Genomic DNA, 23,203 nt, shown 5'->3' on the forward strand with positions numbered 1-23,203 from the left:
ATCCCCTGGTCGTCTGACCTGGGGGAAGGGCGGGCGGCACAAGGTTTCGGCTGAGTTTGTGCCACTGGCACAATGCCGTTCGTGTCCCATGTCGCGGATCTGCTCAGATCCGGTTCCCCCCGGATCCCCCTCACCCTGCTCGCCGGGCCGCCGGACGCCGTGCCGCTCACCTCCGTCACCGCGGTCGAGGAACTGGCCCGGCTGCAGCGTGCCCCGGCCGGCGCGCTCGTCGTCGTGACCGGACGCTCGGCCGCGAAGGCCGCCGGATACCAGCTGGACATCGCGATCCGGACCGCCGCCGAACGCGGCGTGCCGGCGCTCGTCCTCATCGGCGGCGGGCCGCTTCCCGTCACCGCCGCCCGGCTGGCCGAACGGGCCGGCCTGGCGGTGCTCGCCGCCGAGGAGGACTGTGACGTCGCCGAGGTCGTGCTCTACCTCGGCCAGGTCATCCGGGGCGACGCCGCCGACTCGCTCGCCCGAGCGCAGGCCGCGCTCCGGATCGTCCGCCAGATCACCGAATCTCCTGACCCCGCCGACGCCGGAGACCGTGTCGCCGCGTTGCTGGAAAAGGTCGGCGCCGTGCTCGGCCGCACCCTGACGACGACCGACACCACCCGGCCGGGCGACGCCGAGCCCATCTGGGTGGCGGGGCGGCGGCACGGCGGCGTGACCGGCCCGCCCGACGACGCGGTACGGCTGGTGCTGCCCGCCGTGGCCGCCGCGATCGGGCGGCTGCGGCAGCTCGCCCTGGAGCGGGCGACCGCACCCGGCCAGACCCGGTCCGACATCCTCACCGAGCTGATCGTCACCGAGCGCGCCCAGGCGGGCGCGCTGGCCGACCGGGCCCGGCTGCTCGGCCTGGCCGTCGACGACCTGCACACCGCGATCTGGACGACTCCGGACCGGCCGCCCGGCCCGGACCCGGCCGAGCTGGCGGAACGGCGGCGGCTGTTCGACACTCTCACTCTGCGCACGCACCAGGCTCCGCTGCCGCCCGGCGAGTCGTGGAACGTGGCCCGGCTCGCCGCCGACATCGTGCTGGTCGGCACCGCCCGGGTCGAGATACGCGAGGCGCGCGCCAGGCAGATGATCGAGGCCATGCGGGCGGCCGTGGCCGACGAACACCCCGGCATGGTGCTGCGCTTCGGGATCGGCACGCCGCAGCGGGGGATCGACGGGCTGCGCCAGTCGGCCACGGAGGCCCGCGCGGCGGCGGCGATCGCCGCCCGCTCCCGCGAGCTCGTCCACACCTTCGACGCCGCGGGGATCAACCGGGTGCTCGCCCAGATCGCCGGTTCGCCGCTCAGCCGCCGGGTGGTCGACGACCTGCTCGGCCCGCTCGACGCGCTCGGCGCGGAACGGTCGGCCGAGGCCATCGCGACCCTGTGCGCCTACCTCGACGCGCGCGGCTCGCTGAAGGCCGCCGCGTCCCGGCTGGCACTGCACCCGAACGCGGTCAACTACCGGATCAGGAAGATCGTCGAACGGCTGGGCGCCGACCTGGCCGACCCGGACACCGCATTCGCCCTGCACCTCGCCTGCCGCGTCCGCCTCCGCGACTGACCCGCCCGCGCCCCGGCCGGGAACGAAAGAACCGCCCTCGTCCCAGGAATCCTGGAACGAGAGCGGCCGGTAATCAAATCATCGTGGCCTCAGCGGCCACGTCGATCACTTGTTGGATTCGACGTCGATCACACCCTCGTCGGTGATGACGATGGTGCCTTCGTCGTTCTTTCCGATTTCCTTGGACATATCAATAACCCCGTTTCATTTGCAATCAACTGTAATCAACAATTACGAGCCCGAAGACCCGCATAGTGGACTGTACGGAGCCCGGCCGGATCCGCAAGTACCTATTTCCGGATCGGGTGTGTGTTCCATTGCACACAGAACCGGCCCGCCTGGCAACTTGCCCTTCGGCGTGAGGTCGGACATGCATGCCGGCTTGGCGTGCCCCAACGAAAAGAGCCGGCCTCCATCCCGTCGGGGATGGAGGCCGGTCCGTGTCACCGCCGAGGCCCGTTGACACGAGCCGCTGCGGCCGTTGGAGCGGATCTCAGGCGCGGCCCGAGATCAGAACTGGACCCACACGACCTTTCCGTCCGGCCGTCGGACGCGGTCGCAGCCGTAGCCGTACCGGTCGCCCAAGGCCTGGGCGAGCATCAGGCCGCGACGGACGTTCGCCGGGGAGAACCCGAACAGGTCCCCCTGGTCGAAGACGGCGACGCGGACCCGGGCCTCGGCGCAGCCCGGCACGTCGACCATGCCGACCTCCAGGCGGACGGTGCGCGGCAGCTCACCGTCCAGCTCCGCGAGGTTCGCCCCCGTGGTGTGCTGGTAGGCGTTGCGCATGAGCTCGCGCGCCAGCACCCCCGCGACATCCGCCTCCGGGTGGTTCAGCTCCGCCAGCTTGAGACGCGTCACGGTGCCCGCGAACTCGGGTCGTGCCTGCTCCAGCGCGAAGAAGAGCTTCCTGAAGGGCGGGAAGCGCTCCTCATCGAGGATCTCTCTCACGAGATGCCCCTTTCCTAAAGAGTGGTTTGTACGACTGCGAGGTTCCGAGCACCTCGCAGTGAGGACCGTCCGCCCGCGACGGCTCTCAGCAAGACGACGACTCCGATGTGCCTGCCGCCACGTTGGTGGCATGTTGCGGCCTCTTCCGCGGACCGCACGGTACGTCGTGGGTGGCCCCAGGGGCGCCCGCGACCGATTTCCCCAAACAAGACAGGAGACGAGGATGACGGTCAAAGAACCGGAGCGGCGAGGTCAGTCCGCATCGGATCGAGAGGTACTGGCCCGCAAGTTGGGCCTCGCGCACGATGACGAGTTCTTCGTGCGGGCTCTCACACACCGTTCCTACGCGACGAGAACGGCCTGCCCACCGAGAAGCCTTTGACCTTCGTGGGCCAGCCGGCCGTGCTGACGGGCGTCACCGACCTGGTGTACGACCGCAGTCCCGAGGTCACGGACCGTGCGCTGAACAAGCTGCGCAGTGCTGCTGTCTCCGCGCCGGAGCTGGCCGAGGTCGCCCGTTCGCTCCGGGTCGGCCGAAACATCCGGCTGGGCCGGGGTGAGAAGGCCGGCGGTGGGGCGAACAAGGACTCCATCCTGGCCGACACGCTGACGGCCCTGATCGGAGCGGTCCGCCTGCGATTCGGGATGGACCAGACCCTCGCGCTGGTGTACCGGCTGTTCGATGAACCCATCGAACGGCTGTTGCTGCTGGGCCCGGGGCTGGACTGGAAGGACGCCCTGAAGGACCTCGCCAAGGACGAGGGCCTGGAGGAGCCTGTCTACGAAGCCGAGCAGAGCGGCGGTAGGGACCATGACGCGGAGTTCACTGCCTGGGTCTGGGGCGGCGAGGTCAAGTACGGCTCAGGCAAGGGCCGTAGCTTCAAGGAGGCCGAGAAGAACGCCGCCGAGATCGCCTGGCGTGCGATCAGCGGCCAGACCACCGGCGGAGTCGCCACCCCCCGGACCTCGGGGGACGGCTTGTCGAAATGACCTCCCTGTGAGGTCCTAACCGGGACGCTCCCTGACAGGGGCCGTCTCGTCTTCGTCCGGCGTGTTCCTTCGCGCCGATCGGAGCCGGGTTGCACCTGCCGCCGGACTCCGGACGGATCCTCAGTATGTCCTACCGCCGGATGGGCTGCTTCGGCCTGATCTCCCGCATCGTGCTCATGGTGTTCCTGGGCATCGTGGTGCTCATCTGTGTGGCCAACCGCTCCTGGCTGCAGGAGAAGGCCGTCAACGCGATCTACGAGGGTCGGCCCCAGATCCACGCGGGCAAGTACTTCAAGCCGGGCGCGTCCGCGGTGGAGGACGGCGTACGGCAGACGGCTGTGATGATCGACAAGAAGCCGCACGTCCGCGTGACGTCACCGACCGACAGGTGGCACAAGAAACACAAGGACGCCAAATGCAAGCGTGACGTCTGCACCGCGGCCGCGACCCACCAGGAGTTCACCGGCGCCGGCGCCATCGACATCGGCGGGATCCTCGCCGGGCTGCTGCTGTGCTACATCATCTGGATAGTGCTCTTCGACGACGACGACTATGACGATTACCGTCGTTATGATCGCCGGTATGACCGCCGTTACGACCGCCGCTGAACGCAGTCCTGGACGCGTCGAGGCGCGGTACGCCGCCGGAGCCGCGGCAGCGGTCATCGGCGTCGATCATGACGGGCGCCGGTGATGTCGTCCTGGCTTCTCGCGCTTCTTGCGATCGCATTCGGTGCGGCCTTCGTCATCGGCGGAATTCATCGCTACCGGACGAGCCGCGCGTTCATGGCCACCGCGCACCGGGTGCCGGGAATCGTCGCCGGAATCCACCGGGTTTCGACGACCGATTCCTATGAGTTCTTCCCGGTGCTGCGATTCCGGACGCTGGACGGCACGGACATCGAGACGGTCGGCGAAACGAGAGGCGGGTCGTTCGAGTTGACCCGGCTCAAAGGGCGTCCCGTCCCCGTGCTCTACGACCCTCAGGATCCGCGCAAGGCCCGGATGGACACCTCGTCCGGCCGGGCCCTCGCCGGTTCGGTCGGCATGGTGGCCGCCGGCTGCGTCTTCGCGCTGATCGGAATCGTCATGCTGATCGCGACCGCGACCTGACGGTTCCGGAACCCGTAGGGGCGGCCGCGGCGGTGCGTCCGTCCGGTTAGGGTGCCGGAGGGTGCGCAGATGCCGGATCGGGGCGAGGGGCGATGGTCGCGTTCGTGTTGGTGCCCGCCGGGCTCGTCGTCGGCCTGCTCGCGGCGCCGATGGCGGCGCCGTTCGTCGGCGCGATCTCCCGCCGCGGCCGCGTCCTGGTGGCGCTGGTCACGGCGGTGCTCTACGGCGTGCTCGGATGGCGGGTCGGACCTGAGCCCGTCCTGCCGGCGCTTCTCTACCTCGCCGCGGTCGGCGCGTTGCTCGGCTTCATCGACGTCGAGGTCAAGCGGCTGCCCGACCGGTTCACCCTGCCCTCGTACGGCATCGCGGCCGCGCTCCTCGCCGCCGCCGCGCCGTTCACCGGCGACGGCCTGGAGCGGTTCGAGCACGCGCTCATCGGCATGGCGGCGCTGTTCGTGCTGTATTTCGCGCAGGCGTTCGCCGCGCCGTCCGGGATCGGGATGGGGGACGTCAAGCTGTCCGGCGTGCTCGGCCTCTACCTCGGATGGTTCGGCCGGGACGCCTGGATCACCGGCGTGCTGGCGACCTACCTCTTCGGCGGCCTCGTCGCCGTCGGCATCTTGATCGTCCGCCGGACGCGCAAGGGTGAGTTCCCGTTCGGCCCGTACATGCTCGCCGGGGCGCTCGTCGCGGTCCTCGCCGCCACCGGCTGAGACGTCAGTCGCAGAGCTTGCGGCCGGCCTTGACGCCTCCACCGATCTTGTTGATGGCGGGCGCCGCGAGACGCACGCCGTTCTTCCCGATGACGAGTCGGACACCGTCCTGGGGAGCGGCGGTGTCCGCGGTGAGCAGCGCGTCCGGGACGTCCCGGGCGAGCGCCGTCGCCTGCGCCTCCGCGGACGGCGCGTAGACGAGGCGGCTCGCCGGCGTCGCGTCGGCCTTCTCCACCTTCTCCGCCACCTTGAACCCACGCTGCCGGAGCTGGTTCGCGACCCGGTTCACCAGCGCGTCCCGTCCCCCCGCGTCCACGATCGTGACGTGCACCTTGCCGGGCGCGAGCGGCGCCGGCTGCCCCTGGGCGGGGTTGGTCGTCTGCGCGGGAAGCTCGTCGTCGTGCCGGATCGCCTCGAACAGCGGCTTCGCGAGCTCCTCGTTCCACTGGACGCGGTTCGGGTCAGGCGCGTACCGCTCCACCGGGACGGTCACGAACCGCACCTGCCCGGCGCTCATCCCCTTGAGCCCGTCCGCCAGCTTCCGCATCGCCGCCAGGTCGAGGTCGTCATCGGTCGTCATCGACTTGGTCGCGGCCTTGAGGAACTTGTACGTCTTCGCCGGATCCGTGAGGACGGACCCGCTGGTCGCCTTGTCGACGACCGCCGCCATGAACTTCTGCTGCCGTTCGATCCGCTCCAGATCGGAGCCGTCACCGAGCGAGTAACGCGCGCGCACGTAACCGAGCGCCTCCTCGCCTTTCACGGTCTGCTTCCCGGCCTTCAGATGAAGCTCGGCCCTGGGATCGTTCACGGGCTTGTCGACGCAGATCTCGACTCCGCCGAGGGCGTCCACCATCCGCTTGAATCCCGCGAAGTCCACCTGCACGAAATGGTCGATGTGGATGCCGGTGAGCGACTCCAGCGTCTTCCATGTGCACGTCGGCCCCGCATACGCGAACGCCGCGTTCAGCATCCCGAACTGCTCCGGGACGGTGCCGCCCTTCTCCTTCTTGCACGCCGGAATCTTCACCATCGAATCCCGCGGGAAGCTGATGCCGACCGCCTGATCCCGGTTCGGCGACAGATGCAGGAGGATCGTCGTGTCCGAGCGGGCCCCGGTCATCCCCACCCCGTACCGCGCGTTGTCGCCCTCCCGAGTGTCAGAGCCGACGAGCAGGATGTTGAGTGACCTGTTCAGCTTCTTCGGCCGATCCGTGCCGAGCTTGTCGGTGACGTGTTCCTGCTCGATCCCGCCGACCAGATCGTGATACAGCCACGCCGCCCCGCCGCCCCCGACCAGCAGCAAGGCGACCACACTGACCGCAACCCACCGCAGAACTCGCCGCCGCTTCCCGCCTCCAGCCCCCGGAGGCACGCCGCCCGGCCCGGCTTCACCGGTATCCGCGTCCCCATCGACAGTGCGGCCGCCATCCGGACTCATGGCCGTTGCCGCCTCGTCGCCATCATCGGCTGACGGTTCGTCGTCGGTCCGGTCCGCGTGTTCGCCGCCGGCCGAGGCGCGGCTGCCATGCGAGGCCTTGGCCGCCGGCTGGTCGCCTTCATCTGCGGGCGGAGGGGCGCTCGGACGTTCGGGACCTGGGTCCCCGGCGGTGCCAGGAGTGCTCTGGGCGGCCTTGTCCCCCGCGAGGTCGTCGCGGCGAGGGTCTTCGTCGCTCATCGGTCCCGTCTCAGGCGGGCCCTTGTCGAGGGCGCGTGGTCTGCATGGTCGGTCAGTCGTGGGAGGTGGCTGATCCCTTGGAGCATGCGCCTCCCTTTATTGGATGCGCGAGATGCCCGTTTTGTTGACAAGGGTGCGGAAATCTTGGCGTCCCGGGCCCGCCGGTTTCCGTACGATCGTGCCGTGAACGAGGGGTGGGTGATCGGCGGCCGGTTCACGATGCTCGACCGGATCGGAACGGGGGGAACGAGCCGTGTCTGGCGGGCCTATGACCATGAGGAGGGCCGGTACTGCGCGGCCAAGCTCGTGCGGCAGCCGGGTCCCACGTCGATGCTGCGGGTCGTCCGGGAACGGGCGCTGCGGCTCGCGCACCCGCATGTGCTGACGCCCTATGCGTCGTGCATGGCGTACGACGACGTCCTCCTGGCCATGGACCTTGTGAGCGGCGGTTCCCTGGAGACGCTCCTGGGGGACTACGGCAGGCTGCCTCCTGCGTACGCGGCCGAGGTGCTGGATCAGCTGCTGGCGGCGTTGAGCCACATCCACGGCACTGGGGTGGTCCACCGGGACGTGAAGCCCGCCAACCTGCTGCTGGAGCCGAGCCCGGTCGGGGCGCCGCACGTCCGGCTGGCCGACTTCGGAATCGCGCTCGGGGAAGACGGGATGCGGTTCACCACGACCGGGTTCGTCGTGGGCACGCCCGGATACCTGGCGCCCGAAGTGCTCGACTGGAACCGGCCGGGGCCGCGCCAGGACCTGTACGCCGCCGGCATGGTCGCCTGGCGGATGCTGACCGGCGCGGGCGACCCTGAGCCGCGTCAGCGGGTGGGGGCGCCGCCCCCCGGCGTGCCGCCGAGGCTGTGGGCCGTGGTCGCCCACCTGTGCGCGACGGACCCGGCGCAACGTCCCGACGGCGCCGACGCCGCCCGCCGCGCGCTGGCCGCGTGCCATCTCGAACTCCGCTTCCCCGTCCGGACGCTGGACGGGGAGCCTCTGCAGATCTTCGACCACCTGGGCCCCCCACCCCGCTGACCGCACGCCGCGGAAGCCTGCACCACCTCGGCGGGCGCCGGTGCCGTTGCGGTGCCGGTCGACGGTCAGCTGGGAGGGAGGACGGTGCAGCCGTAGCGGGCGGCTGCGGCTGCGACCACGTCCACGTCGGGGGTGGTGGGCTCGGGCAGTTCGCTGCCGGGGGCGGGCCGGCCCATGGCGGCGAAGAACCGCTCGAATCCGGCGGGGGTGAGCAGTAGCAGTCCGTGGACCTCATCGGTCTGTGCGTGCAGGCCGTGCGGAACCCCCCGAGGCAGGAACACCAGCTCGCCAGGACCGGCGCTGACCATGGCGTCATCGCCGATGGTGGCCCCCAGCCGCCCGTCGAGGACGTAGAACGCCTCGTCCTCGTTGGCGTGCACGTGCCGGGGCGGGTCACCGGCCGGGGTGAAGCGCTGTTCGAGCACCGCGAGCCTGCCCCCGGTGTCCGCGGCGGTCGTGACATGCCGCATCCAGGTGTTGAGCATCCAGATCATCTCGCCCGCGCGGGCGGTGGCCTCGTGAGTCACGGCGGTCCGACCCCACTCCTCCATATACTGCCCTTTGCAGTAAGTGCTTTCCAGCGTGATACTGCCAAAGGCAGTATGTCAAGGGAGTCGATGTGGCGGAGCTGACGACGACCTCGTATGCGATCCTCGGGCTGCTCGCGCTGCGCGACCACACCACCTACGAGCTGACCAAGCAGATGCAGCGCACCGTCGGCTATATCTGGCCCAGGGCCGAACGCAAGCTCTACGACGAGCCCAAACGCCTGGTCGTCGCCGGATACGCCGAAGCGGTCAGGGACCTGGTCGGACGGCGCCGGCGCACCACCTACTCCATCACCCCCGCCGGGCGGGACGCCCTCGCCCGCTGGCTCGGCACCGAGCCGGCGCCGCCCGCTCTGGAGTTCGAGGGCATGCTCCGGGTCCTGTTCGCCGATCAGGGGAGCATCGGCCAGCTCCGCCAGTCCATCCAGGCCGTCGCCGCCCAGGCGGCCGCACGCCGGGCCCACTTCGCCGAGATGGCCGCCGGCATCCTCGCCACCGGCGGCGAATACCCGCACCGCGCCCACGTCAACGCCCTCGGCATGCGATTCATGGCCGCCTACTTCGACCAGCTCACCGCCTGGTCCGACTGGGCGCTGGAGGAGATCGACGGGTGGGACGACACCACCACCCCGGCCCAGACCTGGTCCGGCCAGGCCCGCGACATCTTCGCCGACGCCGCCCGCCCCCGAAACGCCGCGACCGGTGGCAACGACGGCGCCTGAAAGGCCCCGTGAACCGGCCGCACCGATCGGGGACGCGGGTTTCGTGCGGTCTGGTTGACGAGTTACCAGGGCACCACGCCGTCGTCTTCGAAGAAGGAGCCGGTTGGGCCGTTGTCGGGCAGGGTGGCCAGGTGGATGGCTATGGCGGCGCCTTGTCGGGCCGTGCGGATGCCGCGGAAGCCGTTGAGGTCGGTTGCGCAGTAGCCGGGGCAGGCGGCGTTGATCAGGATGTTGGTGTCGTGCAGTTCCTTGGCGTACTGGAGGGTCACGGCGTTGAGGAAGGTCTTGGAGGGCGAGTAGGCGGCGGAGATCGGGCCTACGGCCTCCACGCCGGACTGAGAACTCTGGCGGGTGAGAGACCCGACGCTGCTGGACATGTTCACGATTCTCGGTGCGGCGGACCGCCTGAGCAGCGGCAGCATGGCGTTGGTGACGCGGATGACGCCGATCACGTTGGTCTCCACGACCGTTCGCATGGTCGCGGGGTCGACGGTCGTGGGCGTCTGTGGCATCCCACCGGTCACCCCGGCGTTGTTGACCAGCACGTCGAGCCGTCCGAAACGCTCGGAGAGCAGGGAGGCCGCGGCAGTGACGCTCTCGTCGGAGGTCACGTCGAGGGGTACCGCGAACGCGTCGACCCCCTCGGCGCGGAGTTTCTCGACGGCCGTCGAGAGCCGCTCCGGGGATCTGGCCCCCACGCCGACGGTGTGGCCGAGGGCGCCGAGCCCGACGGCGATCTCGTATCCGATTCCCTTGTTGGCGCCGGTGATCAGCGTGATCGTCTGTTCGCTCATACCTGAGATCCTGGCCGTACGGCCGAGAGCACTCCAACACCGCCTGGGTAGCGTTCGATACCTCGCGGGTATTGATCCCGGGTACGGTGAGAGCATGGAGACGCGAGAGTTGCGGTACTTCGTCGCCGTCGCCGAGGAACTCCATTTCGGCCGCGCCGCCGAGCGCCTCGGGATCGCCCAGCCGCCCCTCTCGCGGGCGATCAAGCAGCTGGAACGCCGCCTGGGCGTTCAGCTTCTCGAACGTACCAGCCGTACGGTCGAACTCACCGAGGCCGGAAAGGTCCTGCTCAGAGAGGGCCGGGCCGCCCTCGACGCGGTCGGCGCCGCCGCCCGCCGCACCCGCCGCGCCGCCGCCGGGGAGCCGAGACTGGTGCTGGTCACCAAGGCCGGGGCGTCGAGTGAACTGCTGCCGAAACTCCTGGACGCCTACGCCGCCGAGCCCGGCGCGGTCGCCGTCGAGGTCCTGCTGTGCGGGATCGGGGAGCAGGAGCGGCTGCTCCGCGACGGCCGGGCCGACGTGGGCCTGCTGCACAGGCCGTTCGACTCGACGACCGGCCTGGACATCGAGGAGCTGAGCGCCGAGGGCCAGATTCTGGTCCTGCCGAAAGACCATCCCCTCGAAGGCCGTACGGACCTGCGCATGGCCGACATCGCCGGCCTTCCGCTGCCACGCTGGCCGCACTGCGACGGCGGCTACCCCGACGGCCCGGGACCCGAGGTGCACGACCACGCCCAGCTCCTGCAGCTGATCGCGCTGGGCAGGGCGGTGGCCCTGCTGCCGGAAACCGCCCGGGCCCATCTCCGCCGCGACCTGGCCTTCGTACCGATCCTGGACGCGCCGACCGTCACCACCGTGATCGCCTGGCCGCCGCACAGCCGGTCCCTGGCCCTCGCCGGGCTGATCCAGACGGCCACCCGCCTTTAAGCGGGCGGCGGAGATGACCACGCAGCGGTCTTGGCGCGGCCGTCGGAGCCGTCCGGTGACGGTGTTGTGCTCGGCCGGGGCGTCGGAGTAGTAGGACGTCGCCACCGAGACGCCGGGCCGCCGGGCCGCCGGAACAGCGTCCCCCAGCGGACAGAGACGTGGACGAGGTCGGTGTACACCTCGACGGACAGGCCGATCTTGGGGGCGTGCTCGACCAGGTCGGCGGCATCCGGGTGCATCGTCGGCTCGCCGCCGATGCATTGGACGCGGCGGACTCCCCAGGCGGCGGCCTGGTCGAGGACGCGGACCCAGTCGTCGCGGGTCGTAGTGCCGTGGCCGCCCGTCGGGCCGGAGCCGTTGAAGCAGCGGACGCAGGGGAGCTGGCGCTCGCGGCTGAGGTCGAGCCAGAGCATGTCAGGCACCGCCCGCCCGGGGGTGCTCGGACTCCAGGGGTGATGATCATGGTTACCTCCCGCGGCACGCCTCATGGTGTGGCGCCGCGGCCCCGGGCACGCGCCTGCGACCGGTGCCGCGGGGTTCAGGTGTGTTCGCCCGCCGGGGCCACCTGCGCGCCGAGCATCTCGGCGATGCGGTCTGCGACCTCCTCAGGATCGGCGCCGGACGGCCGCGTACAGCCGCTCTGCGGGCCCGAAGGACTCCAGCCGCGATCCCAGCGTCATCGCGTCCACGTCCGCAGGTACCCGTGGACCGTGACGGCGAGCGCGTCATGACTGGGCGCCTCGACCAGGCGGGGGCCATGCTGCGTGGGGACGATCGCCCACCAGCTGCCGGTCGCGTGGCCGTGCCAGTGCGTGATGCCGTCCGGGATCGGCGGCGGATCGGTGATCGGCGACATGTCCACCCTGGTCTCGGCGTTCACGCCAGCCCCAGCCCGGGAAGCATCCGCTCGGCGGCGAGCTCCGGATCGTCGATCGGCGCCAGCTCGACGCCCGTCGTCCACGAGTACACGCCATGCCGGGCGGCCACGACGCGCAGGATCCCGGTGCGCGTCTCGGTGGAGACGGTCAGGCCGAAGATCTCGGCCGTCAGGCCGCGGGCCCGAAGGGCGTCGCGCAACGCGAAGATGGCGTGACGGCAGTCGAGCCTGTCCACCTCGTCCAGTGCCGTGCGAAGCCCGCCGTAGGAGTCGGCGCCGACCGTTATGGGTCCGGCGTGCCCGCCGTCGCGGGACGCCTGAAACGAGGGGCTGCCCCGCCTCACCTTGATGTCCCAGCCTGGAAATTCCTCACACAGCCGCGCCTTGATGGATTCGGCATCGGCGTCCAAGCCGATCGGCTCGGGGGTCGCGTGCACCGTGCGCTCCCTGCACTCGTGGCGAATAGGTCACGGTCAGTGAAACTCCGTATGCGGGGAGTGCGATAGGCGGATACTGGCGGTCAGAACGCTGACTGTTCGGTAGTCCGCCTGTCCGGTCCTGGCGAATGGTGCACGCATGACAGACGACCCGATCCCTCCGTGGGCGCCGCGCCTGGCGGCCGCCCGCGAGGCCCGCAGATGGTCCAAGCCGGCCACCGCGCGAGCCCTGTTCCGCGCCGCCGGCCTGGAACCCAGCAAGCAGCAGGTCACCTCGCTGGCGCGGCAGATCCGCAAGTACGAGCGCGGCGAGCACTACCCGCGTGAGTGGGCCACCCATTACGCCGCCGTGTTCGAAACAACCGAGGAAGAACTGTTTGGGCGATCCGGCGGCAGCGATGACAATGAAGACGTGGACCGCCGCACACTCCTTGGCCTCGTGGCCACCGCCACCACGGTCAGCTCCCTGGCCCGTGACGCCGAGCCGCTGCGGGACGCATTCGAGGCCGCGGTCGCCGCGGACGCGTCTGGCCGTGACGCCGACATGTGGGAACGCGTCGCCTACGACTACGCCCGGGAGGTCGGCTCGTCTCCCGCCGCGGTCGTCCAGCCGGAGCTGGCGACCGACTTCGCCGAACTCACGCGCTTGATCCCGGTTGCCCGGGGGAGCGCCCGGAACCGACTGGTCCATGTCGCCGCGCAGTTAGCCGCGCTCATGGCGATCAACCTGACCAGCCTGGGCGAAGGACGGGCCGCGCGCCGCTGGTGGCGCACCGCCGCCCGCGCCGCCGATCAGACCGGCGACCACACCGCCGCCGCCCTCGTCCGCAGCCACGCCGCCCTCTCCCTGCTCTACGTCCGGTCGCCCCGCCTGTCGGTCATCGAGGCGGCCGAAGAGGCGATCGCGGTAGGCCGGGGTGCTCCCTTCGGCGTCATCTCGGGGCACGCCGCCAAGGCCCAGGCGCTTGCCGAACTCGGTCGGCGCGACGAGGCCGAGCACGCCCTCGATGACCTGCGCGACATGTTCGAACAACTCCCCGACGCCGTGCGGGCGGAACAGGACGGGCAGTGGAGCTGGTCGGACCGTCGTCTCCACTTCGTCACCAGCCTCGTCCACACCTGTGCCGGAAACGTCGGACCTGCGATGGCCGCTCAGGACGCCGCCTTGGCGGCCTGTCCAGCCCAGAACTGGGGATTCCGCGGGCAGATCGGAATGCACCGGGCCGGGGTGATGATCTGTGCTGGAGACGTCGACGAGGGCGCTCGTCATATGACGCGGGTCTTGGAGGGCCTACCGCCCGAACAGCGCGGCGACCGGTTCCTGGAGGGCAGCGCGATGACGTCGCTGCGGCTTGCGGCACCCGCCCAGTCCGAACGGCCCTCGATGCGGCAGGCACGTGAACTACTCACATCCACAGGAGACCGATGACCTCGGACCTCGCCTTCACCCGCCATGAGCCCGGCGACGCGGAGAAGATCCTCGACAGCGTGATCGTGCCTGTCTACGTCGCGTCACATCAGGACGTGATCGACCAGCCATTCTTTTCGGCGGAGCGGTTCGCTGAGCGATTCCCGCGCTACGCCCGGTCACCCGGCTTCGAGATCGTCATCGCCCACATCGCCGGGGAGCCGGTCGGCCAGTCGTTCGGGTACGCGCTGCCGGTGAACGCCCGCTGGTGGGACGGGCTGACCACGCCGGTCCCGGACGGGTTCACCACCGAGACCGGGTCGCGAACGTTCGCTTTCAACGAGCTGATGGTCGTCCCGGAGTGGCAGGGCAAGGGGGTGGCGCACGCTCTGCACGACGCCCTGCTGGGGGACCGGGGCGAGGAGCGGGCGACGCTGCTGGTTCGCGATGACAACGAACCCGCGCAGCGCGCCTATGCGCGGTGGGGCTGGCGCAAGGCCGGGAAGGCGCAGCCGTTCCCCGACTCGCCGCACTTCGACGTGATGATCGTCGACCTGCCGCTGAGCGGGCGCCCCGTGTCGTAGGCACCCCGTCCGGGCGCTGGTCCAGGACTTAAACCATGCTCAGGAGGTGATCCGTAGGGCTGTAGTCGATCTTCCAGTCGGCATACACCCCGCTGAATCCGTCCTGCCGGCACCGCAAACCCACTGTGACCCAGCGGACCGAACCGTCGTTGCGCACGGAGAACGCGACAGCCGCCTCGAACTCCTCACCGCCACACGGGCAGCAGGCAGCACCGGGCTCGTGACACCCCTGCGGGTCCTCGACCGCGACACGTGCCGCAGCCGCCGGCACCCAGCCCTGCCTCTGGCCGACGCGGCCGGGTTCTGCACGGTCCCTCCTGTGCCCGTTCGAGTGGACGGGAAAAACCCAGAACAGGAGAAGACCGTGAAGGGCATCCTGAACCTTCTCACCGTCGTCGCCGCAACACTCATCGGTGGTGTCAGCGGCAGTCTCATCACCATCAAAGCCGAGCCCGGCGTCGTCGGCACCACCGAGGCCGTGGGGTTCGCTGTGGACGGTGGCGCCCGTGGCGCCGCCATCGCCATCATCGCCAGCTCGTCCGTTGTCATCTTCGGCAAGGTCGCCCGGGCCGTCAGCCTCATCCTCGGCTTCATGTTCCTCTGCGTGGGCTGCTGGATGGGCGCCCTCGGCCACTACCACGGGGCCGCTGTCGCCATCATTGGCTTGAGCGTCCTCGCGGGTGTTCTCGCTGACTTCATCGCCCGCCGCGCCGACGTCGACGTCAGCGCCGCGGTGACCGCGAAGGTCCAGAAGCCGCAGTCCTCCGGCGACTCCTCACAGAAGCAGTGAGGCCGGAGAACTGACACCAGTGGCAGGCGGTCGGGGTCGCAGATCCCGGCCGCCTGTTCCGCTTTGCGCTCCCACCGGCGGGCCGGTGAGGGGCGAGGCCGATCGGGTCACCGACGCGGCGGGTCAGCGGGTGGCGGAGATGACTACGCGGCGGTTCTTGGCGCGGCCGTCGGGGCTGTCGGAGCCGTCCGGGCGGGTGTTGGGGGCGGCCGGTTTGGTCTCGCCGTAGCCGGTGGCCTTGAGGCGGGAGCGGTCGATGCCGCCCTTGGCGGCCAGCCAGCCGACGATGGCCTGGGCGCGGCGCTCGGAGAGGGTCTGGTTGGACGCCGGGTCGCCCTTGGCGTCGGTGTGGCCGTCGACCTGGATGGCGGCGCCCGCCGGGACCTCCTTGCCGATCGATTCGGCGATCTTGGTCAGTTCGGCTTCTGCGGCGGGCTTGATGTCGGCCTTGCCGAAGTCGAAGAGGACGTCCGCCTTGATGTTGTAGGCGATGCTGTCGTCGCCCTTGATGACCTCCCCGGGACCGGCCACGTACGCCTTGAGGGACGCTCCGGGAACGCTGACCCCGTCAACGCTGACCCCGGGCACCGACACGCCTGGGACGCTCACCGCCGGGATGCATTCCTGCTTGTCGTTGCAGACGCTCGCGCGGTAGAGCGAGCTCCGGTAAAGCGAACTGCGGTAGAGGGAGCTGCGGTAGAGCGAGGCCCGGTACACGGAGCTGACGTACTCGCCTTCCTTGGACGGCTTGCTCTGGCACACCTCCTCGCGGGTGACGCCGAGGCGCGTCACGGCCAGGCGCGAGATCTCCGAGCGCGTCACCGGCGGGGCGTCGATGCCCGGGGCCTTGACCCCGGGGATGGTCACGGCGGGGATCTTCACGGCGGGGATCGTGACGCCCGGGATGGTGATGGCGCCGAGGCAGCCGCCCGGGGCGGGCTTGTGCTCGACGCACTGCGCCGGGACGTGCTGGGCCGGGATGTCGACGCCCGGAATCGTCACGGCCGGGACCTTCTGACCGCTGATCGTCGCCTCCGGGACTCGCACCGGGTCGGCGTGCACGGCGGGGATGTCGACCGCCTTGATCAGCTGCCCGCCGCCCGGGCAGCTGGTCGGTTCCGGCCCGGTGGGAGTCGCGGCCGGTGGCGAGGTGGGCGGCGCGGGTCCGCCGCCCGGCCGGTCGTGGCCGCCTTCGGCTCCCTTCGGCCGTCCGTCGCCGCCGCACGCGGCCAGGCACAGCCCGGCGGCGAGGAAGACGGCGAGTATTCGCGATTCTCGCTGCATTACCGATCAGCTCTTCTCGTAGGTGATTTCGACGCGGCGGTTCTTGGCGCGTCCTTCGGGGTTGTCCTTGCCGCCCTGCTCGTTGGGGGCGACGGGTTTCGTCTCGCCGTAGCCCTTGGCCTCGATCTGCAGGTTCGCCCCCTGCAGAGCCCGCTGCAGCTCGGTCTTGACCGCCTCGGCGCGCTGCTCGGACAGGGTCAGGTTGTAGCCGGGGTCGCCGACGGAGTCGGAGTGCCCGGACACCTGGACGGTGCCCTTGGCGTCGCGCAGCCGGGGAGCGAGGCCGGCGATGCGCCGCCGGGCGGCGTCGGTGAGCGTCGCCTTGCCGAAGTCGAACAGGACGTCCGCCGAGATGCGGACGGTGACCTGGCTGCCGTTGGTCTCTTCCTCCTCCAGGGGGATGATCGCCTGGGACAGGTCGATGCCGCGCACGGCGGAGTTCGGGTCCAAGGAAAGGACGCTCTTGGTGAGGTCGCCGTCCGGGACGCCGGGGTCCGCCCCGGCCACTGAGGGGACGGCGAGCACCAGTGCCAGGACACCGGCGACGGCGATGGACCTGCGCATGTGGTTCACCGCTCCACCGGGACGTCGCGGAACGTCGGCCAGTTCCCGAGCTGCACGTCGATCGACTTCACGCTGTCCGGAGGGGCGGCGAAGGTGTAGAAGGACGACGTGGGCTGGTCGTTGGTCATGTGCGTGAAGATGTCGTCCGTCTGCAGCTCCCTGCCGCTGGAGTCCTTCACCACCACGTACCGCTTGAGGTTCACCGGATCGATCAGCGAGGTGTCCAGGCCGCGCTCGCCGTTGAGGCCGTAGGCGTTGATCTGGTTCGGCTGGGCGCCCGGCACATGCGGGACGAACTGGACGGTGAGCGTGGCCAGCTTCCCCTTCACCTTGAGGCCCATGATGGCGATGTCGACCTTGGCGCCCTGCGCCTCCGGGCTGTCGAAGGTGCCCTTCACGATCGGCTTCGTGTTGTTGTCGAAGCTCGCCTTGCCCACCGAGCCTTCGGTGCCGGACCCCCGGTCGCCGTCGCCCGAGGACGAGCCGGTGCCCTGCCCGAGCGGGGAGCAGCCGGCCAGGAGCAGGGCCGCCGCGGTGGCGGTCACCAGGCGATATGCCAGGCGCATGATCGATCCTTTCCAATTTGTCGCATATGCAAATCTCATGTTCCATGGGAGCATGGCCTGTGAGCCGGGCTGCCATGTGCGGCTGTAAACATAGCGTTTGCACTTGCGAATCGTCAAGGGGGTCGATGAGGTGAGCGTCGCCGAGGACACGGTCGCCCGGAACCGCGCACTTCAGGCGGAGTGGTACGGCGAGCCGCTCGGCGACCGCGTCCGGCCGCTGCTCGGCCGGCTCGGCATGTCGCAGTCCGGCCTGGCCGGCGTGCTCGGCCTGTCCGCGCCGATGCTCTCCCAGCTCATGTCCGGGCAGCGGGCCAAGATCAGCAATCCGGCCGTCCTGCACCGGCTGATGGCGGTCGAGGAACTGGTCGCCGATCCCGGGTTCGACGCCCTGACCGCCGCCGGGATCAAGGCGCGCCTCGAAGAGATCAAGGCGGAGTCGGCCGCCACCACGTCCGGCATGCGGATGGCGACGTCCGAGCGTGTCCCTGCCGGCGGGCACACCGGACGCGTCGCCGCCGGGCAGTCCGGCGAACCGGGGGAGGGGCGCGGCCCGGCGGAGTCGGCCCGCCTCGTCCAGGCGCTGCTGCGCGAAGTGGCGTCCGCCGCCGAGATCGAGGCCGCCGCGGGCCTCATCGCCGACCGCTTCCCCGACCTCGCGGAGGTGCTCCGCGTGTACGGCACCGGCCGCACCAGCGAGGCCGAGGCCCACTTCGTCCGGACGGTCCTGAAGGAGACGCTGCGCGACCGGACGGTCATGCCTTAGGGCACTCGTCTCGATTCTCCTGGACCATAACGACTGGTTATGGGTGAGGGCCGGTGCCACGGGCTCGCGAGGCGGCTAAAGTCTGTGGTCAGGGTCACATACGGGTCCGGCTGTTATGTATGTCACAGGTCCTGGCGGGTGGCGTAGGGTCGCTTCGCTGGAAGCGCACACGAGGCGTCACCGCCCGCACGCGGCACGGCCTTCGGCCGCATGGGTGCGCGCACACCGTGGTACGGGGACACGACGACCCGAGCTCAGGAGAGCGATCGATGAGCACTGTGGAGGCGCCGGCCAGGTCGCGCGCCCAGATCAAGGCCCGCACGCTACGCAAGGACAACTGGCGGCTGTATCCGCTCACGACCTTCGTGATCTTCACGGCGTGGGTGGTGTACGCGACGGTCAGGGCCTTCTGGGGCTCCGCCTTCTACGTGCCGGAGTACCACTACCTGACGCCGTTCTACTCGCCGTGCCTGAACGAGATCTGCAACAACGTGACGGTGGACGGCCACACCGGCGACGCGGCGGAGTTCGGGACGTTCCTGCCGGAGGGCACCCGGGGCTGGATCCCGTTCGCGGCCATCTCGCTGCCGTTCCTGCTGCTGTTCCGGCTCACCTGCTACTACTACCGCAAGGCGTACTACCGGTCGTTCTGGGCGTCGCCGTCCGCGTGCGCCGTGCGCGAGCCGCACGGCAAGTACACCGGGGAGCGGCGCTTCCCCCTGATCGGCCAGAACCTGCACCGCTACTTCTGGCTGGCCGCCTTCCTCATCTCCGTCATCAACACCTACGACGCCATCCGCGCCTTCCACGGCAAGGACGGCGGTTTCGGCATCGGGCTCGGCACGCTGATCCTGGTCGCGAACGTGGTCCTGCTGTGGCTGTACACCCTGTCGTGCCACTCGTGCCGGCACATCGTCGGCGGCCGGCTGAAGAACTTCTCCAAGCACCCCTTCCGGTACCGGATGTGGGGCTGGGTGTCGGCGATCAACCAGCGGCACGGCATGTACGCCCTGATCACCCTGGGCTCGCTGGTGGCGGCCGACCTGTACGTGGCGCTGGTGGCCAGCAACACCATCTCCGACCTGCGTATCTTCAACTGAGGCCAAGGAATCATGACTGAGATCGAGAGGCACTCGTACGACGTCGTGGTGATCGGTGCCGGCGGCGCCGGGCTGCGCGCGGCGATCGAGGCGCGCCTCCAGGGCAAGAAGACCGCGATCATCTCCAAGTCGCTGTTCGGCAAGGCCCACACGGTGATGGCCGAGGGCGGCGCCGCCGCCGCGATGGGCAACGTCAACGCCAACGACAACTGGATGGTCCACTTCCGCGACACCATGCGCGGCGGCAAGTTCATGAACAGCTGGCGGATGGCGGAGCTGCACGCCAAGGAGGCCCCGGAGCGGATCTGGGAGCTGGAGCTGTGGGGCGCGCTGTTCGACCGCACCAAGGACGGCAAGATCAGCCAGCGCAACTTCGGCGGGCACGAGTACCCGCGGCTGGCGCACGTCGGCGACCGGACGGGCCTTGAGCTGATCCGCACCGCCCAGCAGAAGATCGTCGCGCTCCAGCAGGAGGACCACGCCGAGCACGGCGACTACGAGGCCAACCTCAAGGTGTGGGCCGAGACGACGGTCACCCGGCTGCTGAAGGACGCCGACGGCAAGATCTGCGGCGCGTTCGGCTACGTCCGGGAGAGCGGGAAGTTCGTCGTGTTCGAGGCGCCCGCGGTGGTGCTGGCGACCGGCGGCATCGGCAAGGCGTTCAAGGTCACGTCCAACTCCTGGGAGTACACCGGGGACGGGCACGCGCTGGCGCTGCTCGCCGGCGGGACGCTGCTGAACATGGAGTTCGTGCAGTTCCACCCGACGGGGATGGTCTGGCCGCCGTCCGTCAAGGGCATCCTCGTGACCGAGTCGGTGCGCGGTGACCGCGGCGTCCTGCGGAACTCCGAGGGCAAGCGGTTCATGTTCGACTACATCCCCGAGGTGTTCAAGGACAAGTACGCCACCTCCGAGGCGGAGGGCGACCGCTGGTACGACGACCCCGACAACAACAAGCGCCCGCCCGAGCTGCTGCCGCGCGACGAGGTCGCGCGCGCGATCAACTCCGAGGTCAAGGCGGGACGGGGATCGCCGCACGGCGGGGTCTTCCTCACCGTCGTCGACCGGATGCCGGGCGGCGCCGCCGAGATCGTCAAGCGGCTGCCGTCGATGTACCACCAGTTCAAGGAGCTGGCGGACGTCGACATCACCAAGGAGCCGATGGAGGTCGGGCCGACCTGCCACTACGTGATGGGCGGGGTCGAGGTTGACCCCGACACCGCGGCCGCGCTCGTGCCCGGGCTGTTCGCGGCGGGCGAGGTCTCCGGCGGCATGCACGGCTCGAACCGGCTCGGCGGCAACTCGCTGTCCGACCTGCTGGTGTTCGGCCGGCGCGCCGGGCTCGGGGCGTGCGAGTACGTGGACGGGCTGGACGCGCGTCCCGCCGTCCCCGAGGACGTGGTCGAGGCGGCGACGGCCGAGGCGCTCGCCCCATTCGAGCGGGAAGGCGGCGAGAACCCGTACGCCGTCCACGCCGAGCTGCAGCAGACGATGAACGAGCTGGTCGGCATCATCCGCAAGGAGGAGGAGCTGCAGCAGGCGCTGGAGGCGCTCGGCAAGCTCCGCGAGCGGGTCGCGAACGTCAGCGTCGATCCCGTCGCGGTCGGCGACGGGCGCGGCTACCACCCCGGCTGGCACCTCGCGCTGGACCTGCGCAACATGCTGCTCGTGTCGGAGGCGGTCGCGAAGGCGGCGCTGGAGCGGCAGGAGAGCCGCGGCGGCCATACCCGCGACGACCACCCGCAGATGTCGGCGGAATGGCGGAAGATCAACCTGGTCTGCTCGCTGGCCGGCGACCCGGCGTCCCCGCACGTCGAGCTGAAGCGCCAGCCGCTGACGCCGATGCGGAACGACCTGCTCGAACTGTTCGACAACGACGAGCTGAAGAAGTACCTGACCGCCGAGGAACTGCCGGCCGGCCTCGCCGAGGAGGCCGAGGACGAGGAGGCGGAGGCCGCGGCCGGGTCGGGCGCGACCGCCGCGGGCTCCGGCGAGGAGAACGAGGAGGGCGGCCGATGAGCTACGAGGCCAAGTTCAGGGTCTGGCGCGGCGACGACGGCGACGGCGAGCTCACCGACTACACGGTCGAGGTGAACGAGGGCGAGGTCGTCCTCGACATCATCCACCGGCTGCAGGCCACGCAGGCGCCCGACCTCGCCGTCCGGTGGAACTGCAAGGCGGGCAAGTGCGGCTCGTGCTCGGCCGAGATCAACGGCATGCCGAAGCTGCTGTGCATGACCCGGATGTCGACCTTCGAGCCGGACGAGACGATCACGGTCACGCCGGTCCGCACGTTCCCGGTCATCCGCGACCTGGTCACGGACGTGTCGTTCAACTACCAGAAGGCGCGGGAGATCCCCTCGTTCGACCCCGGCGACGCCAAGCCGGGCGAGCTGCGCATGCAGCAGGTGGACGTGGAGCGGTCGCAGGAGTTCCGCAAGTGCATCGAGTGCTTCCTGTGCCAGAACGTCTGCCACGTCATCCGCGACCACGAGGAGAACAAGGAGAGCTTCGCCGGACCGCGCTTCCTCATGCGGATCGGTGAGCTGGAGATGCACCCGGCGGACGAGGCCGACCGCCGCAACATCGCGCAGGACGACCATGGCCTCGGCTTCTGCAACATCACCAAGTGCTGCACCGAGGTCTGCCCCGAGCACATCAAGATCACCGACAACGCCCTGATCCCGATGAAGGAACGGGTCGTGGGCCGCAAGTACGACCCGGTGGTGTGGCTCGGCAGCAAGCTCGGCATCGTGAAGAAGGGCCAGGACACCCCGTCCGCCTGACGTTTCTCGCGACCGGCCCCCGCCGCCCCGCAACGGTGGGGGCCGGTCGCGTTCTCCGCCGCTGTTCGCCCGCGGGCCGGCGCGCTGGCATGCGCCGCCCCGAGGGCGCGACGGGCGGCGTGCCCCCGGACCGCCGCCCGCCGCCCGCCGTTCCCCGTGGACGCCGTGACGCTGGACGGCCTCCGGCCGCACACGCCGGGACCAACCATGACGCACGTCCCGCCGTTGGAACAGGCATAAGTGCACACAACGCGTGATTGAACCGTGATTCTTTCCCACGACGCCTGGAGGGGCGGATCGCTTTAGCGTGGTGGGCATGAGCGCCCTCGAACCGGGCTCCTTCCTCGCCGACCTCACCCCGGCGGAACGCGAGGACCTGGAGTCACGTGGCCGCGTCCGCGACTTCGACCGGGGAGACACGCTCTTCGTCGAGGGCGAGGACCCCGGCTGGGTGGCCGTCCTGCTGAGTGGCCGGGTCAAGGCGTTCTCCTACCGTGAGCAGGGCGGGGAGGCCATCCTGGCCGTGCGCGGCCCCGGGGCGCTGCTCGGCGAGGTCGCCGCGATCGACGGGCTGCCGCGGTCGGCGACGGTCACCGCGCTCGAACCGGTGCGGGCGATCGCGGTCACGGCGGACGAGTTCATGGCGTTCCTTCAGGCCCACGGCCGTGTCTCCATCATCATCATGCGGATGCTCTGCCAACGCTGGCGCGACGCGGACCGCAAGCGCGTCGAGTTCGGCATGTTCGACGCCACCGGACGGGTCGCGCAGCGCCTCGTCGAACTGGCGGAGCGCTTCGGGGTGCCGTACGACCACCGGACGGGCGCGAACGCCGGAGGGGAGAGCGTGCGGATCACGCTGAACCTGTCGCAGGAGGAGCTGGCGGGCTGGGTCGGTGCGTCCCGCGAGGCGGTCAGCAAGGCGCTGCGCACGCTGCGCCGGCACGGCTGGATCGAGACGGGCCGGCGGCGCCTGATCGTCCACGACCTCCAGGCTCTTCGCCGTCACGCGCGCTGAC

Annotated in this window: 26 protein-coding genes; 16 read left to right on the top strand and 10 right to left on the bottom strand. The window is 70.1% G+C overall.

The annotated features are described in order from the left end of the window. Nucleotides 1-81: 81 nt before the first annotated feature. A complete protein-coding gene (locus ACQPZP_RS09470; RefSeq protein WP_433477252.1) occupies nt 82-1,563 on the top strand; it encodes a helix-turn-helix domain-containing protein in 1,482 nt (493 codons plus the stop codon). Nucleotides 1,564-2,073: 510 nt separating this feature from the next. On the opposite strand, the gene ACQPZP_RS09475 is transcribed toward ACQPZP_RS09470, so the two are convergent. Beyond that, complete coding sequence (locus ACQPZP_RS09475; RefSeq protein WP_433477253.1) at nt 2,074-2,514, bottom strand: ATP-binding protein; 441 nt, start codon at nt 2,512-2,514, stop codon at nt 2,074-2,076. 387 nt (nt 2,515-2,901) lie between these two features. Here ACQPZP_RS09475 and ACQPZP_RS09480 point away from each other — a divergent pair, with 387 nt between their 5' ends. The 4 genes from ACQPZP_RS09480 (at nt 2,902) to ACQPZP_RS09495 (ending at nt 5,329) form a co-directional block, all read left to right on the top strand. Further along, the gene (locus tag ACQPZP_RS09480) at nt 2,902-3,504 is read left to right on the top strand and encodes a ribonuclease III family protein (protein WP_433479577.1); all 603 of its coding nucleotides are present in this window, start codon (nt 2,902-2,904) and stop codon (nt 3,502-3,504) included. Nucleotides 3,505-3,629: 125 nt separating this feature from the next. Further along, nucleotides 3,630-4,112: a hypothetical protein gene (locus ACQPZP_RS09485; protein WP_433477254.1), complete on the top strand. Its 483-nt coding sequence runs from the start codon at nt 3,630-3,632 to the stop codon at nt 4,110-4,112. An 84-nt stretch (nt 4,113-4,196) separates the two neighbouring features. Next, complete coding sequence (locus ACQPZP_RS09490) at nt 4,197-4,616, top strand: DUF3592 domain-containing protein (protein ID WP_433477255.1); 420 nt, start codon at nt 4,197-4,199, stop codon at nt 4,614-4,616. A gap of 92 nt (nt 4,617-4,708) precedes the next feature. Next, the gene (locus ACQPZP_RS09495; RefSeq protein WP_433477256.1) at nt 4,709-5,329 is read left to right on the top strand and encodes a prepilin peptidase; all 621 of its coding nucleotides are present in this window, start codon (nt 4,709-4,711) and stop codon (nt 5,327-5,329) included. 4 nt (nt 5,330-5,333) lie between these two features. Here the strand turns inward: ACQPZP_RS09495 and ACQPZP_RS09500 are convergent, their stop codons facing one another. Beyond that, nucleotides 5,334-6,635, bottom strand: coding sequence for an LCP family protein (locus ACQPZP_RS09500; RefSeq protein WP_433477257.1), 1,302 nt, complete (start codon nt 6,633-6,635; stop codon nt 5,334-5,336). 555 nt (nt 6,636-7,190) lie between these two features. Between ACQPZP_RS09500 and ACQPZP_RS09505 the strand changes: the two genes are divergently transcribed. Next, nucleotides 7,191-8,039 carry a serine/threonine-protein kinase gene (locus tag ACQPZP_RS09505; RefSeq protein ID WP_433477258.1) on the top strand — a complete coding sequence of 283 codons (849 nt, stop codon included), beginning with the start codon at nt 7,191-7,193 and terminating at the stop codon, nt 8,037-8,039. A gap of 65 nt (nt 8,040-8,104) precedes the next feature. On the opposite strand, the gene ACQPZP_RS09510 is transcribed toward ACQPZP_RS09505, so the two are convergent. Further along, the gene (locus ACQPZP_RS09510; RefSeq protein ID WP_433477259.1) at nt 8,105-8,566 is read right to left on the bottom strand and encodes a cupin domain-containing protein; all 462 of its coding nucleotides are present in this window, start codon (nt 8,564-8,566) and stop codon (nt 8,105-8,107) included. A 92-nt stretch (nt 8,567-8,658) separates the two neighbouring features. Between ACQPZP_RS09510 and ACQPZP_RS09515 the strand changes: the two genes are divergently transcribed. Then, nucleotides 8,659-9,309, top strand: a complete 651-nt coding sequence (locus tag ACQPZP_RS09515) for a PadR family transcriptional regulator (protein WP_433477260.1) — start codon at nt 8,659-8,661, stop codon at nt 9,307-9,309. 62 nt (nt 9,310-9,371) lie between these two features. Here the strand turns inward: ACQPZP_RS09515 and ACQPZP_RS09520 are convergent, their stop codons facing one another. Beyond that, nucleotides 9,372-10,103, bottom strand: coding sequence for an SDR family oxidoreductase (locus ACQPZP_RS09520; protein ID WP_433477261.1), 732 nt, complete (start codon nt 10,101-10,103; stop codon nt 9,372-9,374). A 94-nt stretch (nt 10,104-10,197) separates the two neighbouring features. On the opposite strand from ACQPZP_RS09520, the gene ACQPZP_RS09525 reads away from it, so the two are divergent. Next, entirely contained in the window at nt 10,198-11,028 is an 831-nt protein-coding gene (locus ACQPZP_RS09525; protein WP_433477262.1) for a LysR family transcriptional regulator, read from the top strand. On the opposite strand, the gene ACQPZP_RS09530 is transcribed toward ACQPZP_RS09525, so the two are convergent. The 3 genes from ACQPZP_RS09530 to ACQPZP_RS09540 form a co-directional block, all read right to left on the bottom strand. Next, nucleotides 11,025-11,441 (bottom strand): radical SAM protein, encoded by a 417-nt coding sequence (locus ACQPZP_RS09530; protein WP_433477263.1) that lies wholly within the window; start codon nt 11,439-11,441, stop codon nt 11,025-11,027. The two genes, ACQPZP_RS09525 and ACQPZP_RS09530, sit on opposite strands and share 4 nt — an antisense overlap. A gap of 263 nt (nt 11,442-11,704) precedes the next feature. Further along, nucleotides 11,705-11,908, bottom strand: coding sequence for a hypothetical protein (locus ACQPZP_RS09535; protein WP_433477264.1), 204 nt, complete (start codon nt 11,906-11,908; stop codon nt 11,705-11,707). Beyond that, a complete protein-coding gene (locus tag ACQPZP_RS09540; protein ID WP_433477265.1) occupies nt 11,905-12,342 on the bottom strand; it encodes a hypothetical protein in 438 nt (145 codons plus the stop codon). The genes ACQPZP_RS09535 and ACQPZP_RS09540 overlap by 4 nt, the downstream gene beginning before the upstream one ends. Before the next feature lie 139 nt (nt 12,343-12,481). On the opposite strand from ACQPZP_RS09540, the gene ACQPZP_RS09545 reads away from it, so the two are divergent. From ACQPZP_RS09545 to ACQPZP_RS09555, 3 genes are all read left to right on the top strand, one after another. Next, on the top strand, nt 12,482-13,771 hold the full coding sequence (locus ACQPZP_RS09545; protein ID WP_433477266.1) for a hypothetical protein: 1,290 nt from the start codon (nt 12,482-12,484) through the stop codon (nt 13,769-13,771). After that, entirely contained in the window at nt 13,768-14,334 is a 567-nt protein-coding gene (locus tag ACQPZP_RS09550) for an N-acetyltransferase family protein (RefSeq protein WP_433477267.1), read from the top strand. The genes ACQPZP_RS09545 and ACQPZP_RS09550 overlap by 4 nt, the downstream gene beginning before the upstream one ends. 364 nt (nt 14,335-14,698) lie before the next feature. Beyond that, nucleotides 14,699-15,124, top strand: coding sequence for a hypothetical protein (locus ACQPZP_RS09555; RefSeq protein WP_433477268.1), 426 nt, complete (start codon nt 14,699-14,701; stop codon nt 15,122-15,124). Nucleotides 15,125-15,247: 123 nt separating this feature from the next. Here the strand turns inward: ACQPZP_RS09555 and ACQPZP_RS09560 are convergent, their stop codons facing one another. Genes ACQPZP_RS09560 through ACQPZP_RS09570 form a run of 3 tightly spaced genes read right to left on the bottom strand, consistent with a single transcriptional unit; the run spans nt 15,248 to nt 17,538 of the window. Further along, a complete protein-coding gene (locus ACQPZP_RS09560; protein WP_433477269.1) occupies nt 15,248-16,408 on the bottom strand; it encodes an OmpA family protein in 1,161 nt (386 codons plus the stop codon). A gap of 6 nt (nt 16,409-16,414) precedes the next feature. Continuing rightward, nucleotides 16,415-16,972 carry an OmpA family protein gene (locus tag ACQPZP_RS09565; protein WP_433477270.1) on the bottom strand — a complete coding sequence of 186 codons (558 nt, stop codon included), beginning with the start codon at nt 16,970-16,972 and terminating at the stop codon, nt 16,415-16,417. Nucleotides 16,973-16,977: 5 nt separating this feature from the next. After that, complete coding sequence (locus ACQPZP_RS09570; protein ID WP_433477271.1) at nt 16,978-17,538, bottom strand: hypothetical protein; 561 nt, start codon at nt 17,536-17,538, stop codon at nt 16,978-16,980. A 103-nt stretch (nt 17,539-17,641) separates the two neighbouring features. On the opposite strand from ACQPZP_RS09570, the gene ACQPZP_RS09575 reads away from it, so the two are divergent. From ACQPZP_RS09575 to ACQPZP_RS09595, 5 genes are all read left to right on the top strand, one after another. Further along, entirely contained in the window at nt 17,642-18,301 is a 660-nt protein-coding gene (locus ACQPZP_RS09575; RefSeq protein ID WP_433477272.1) for a hypothetical protein, read from the top strand. A 269-nt stretch (nt 18,302-18,570) separates the two neighbouring features. Next, nucleotides 18,571-19,401 (top strand): hypothetical protein, encoded by an 831-nt coding sequence (locus tag ACQPZP_RS09580; RefSeq protein ID WP_433477273.1) that lies wholly within the window; start codon nt 18,571-18,573, stop codon nt 19,399-19,401. Nucleotides 19,402-19,413: 12 nt separating this feature from the next. Next, on the top strand, nt 19,414-21,420 hold the full coding sequence (locus ACQPZP_RS09585; protein WP_433477274.1) for a fumarate reductase/succinate dehydrogenase flavoprotein subunit: 2,007 nt from the start codon (nt 19,414-19,416) through the stop codon (nt 21,418-21,420). Further along, nucleotides 21,417-22,187, top strand: coding sequence for a succinate dehydrogenase/fumarate reductase iron-sulfur subunit (locus tag ACQPZP_RS09590; protein ID WP_433477275.1), 771 nt, complete (start codon nt 21,417-21,419; stop codon nt 22,185-22,187). Before ACQPZP_RS09585 ends, ACQPZP_RS09590 begins: the two co-directional genes overlap by 4 nt. A gap of 316 nt (nt 22,188-22,503) precedes the next feature. After that, complete coding sequence (locus tag ACQPZP_RS09595; protein WP_433477276.1) at nt 22,504-23,202, top strand: Crp/Fnr family transcriptional regulator; 699 nt, start codon at nt 22,504-22,506, stop codon at nt 23,200-23,202. The last annotated feature ends 1 nt before the right edge of the window (nt 23,203 follow it).

Origin of the sequence: Spirillospora sp. CA-142024 (assembly GCF_050942325.1) — a bacterium.
Lineage (GTDB): Bacteria > Actinomycetota > Actinomycetes > Streptosporangiales > Streptosporangiaceae > Spirillospora.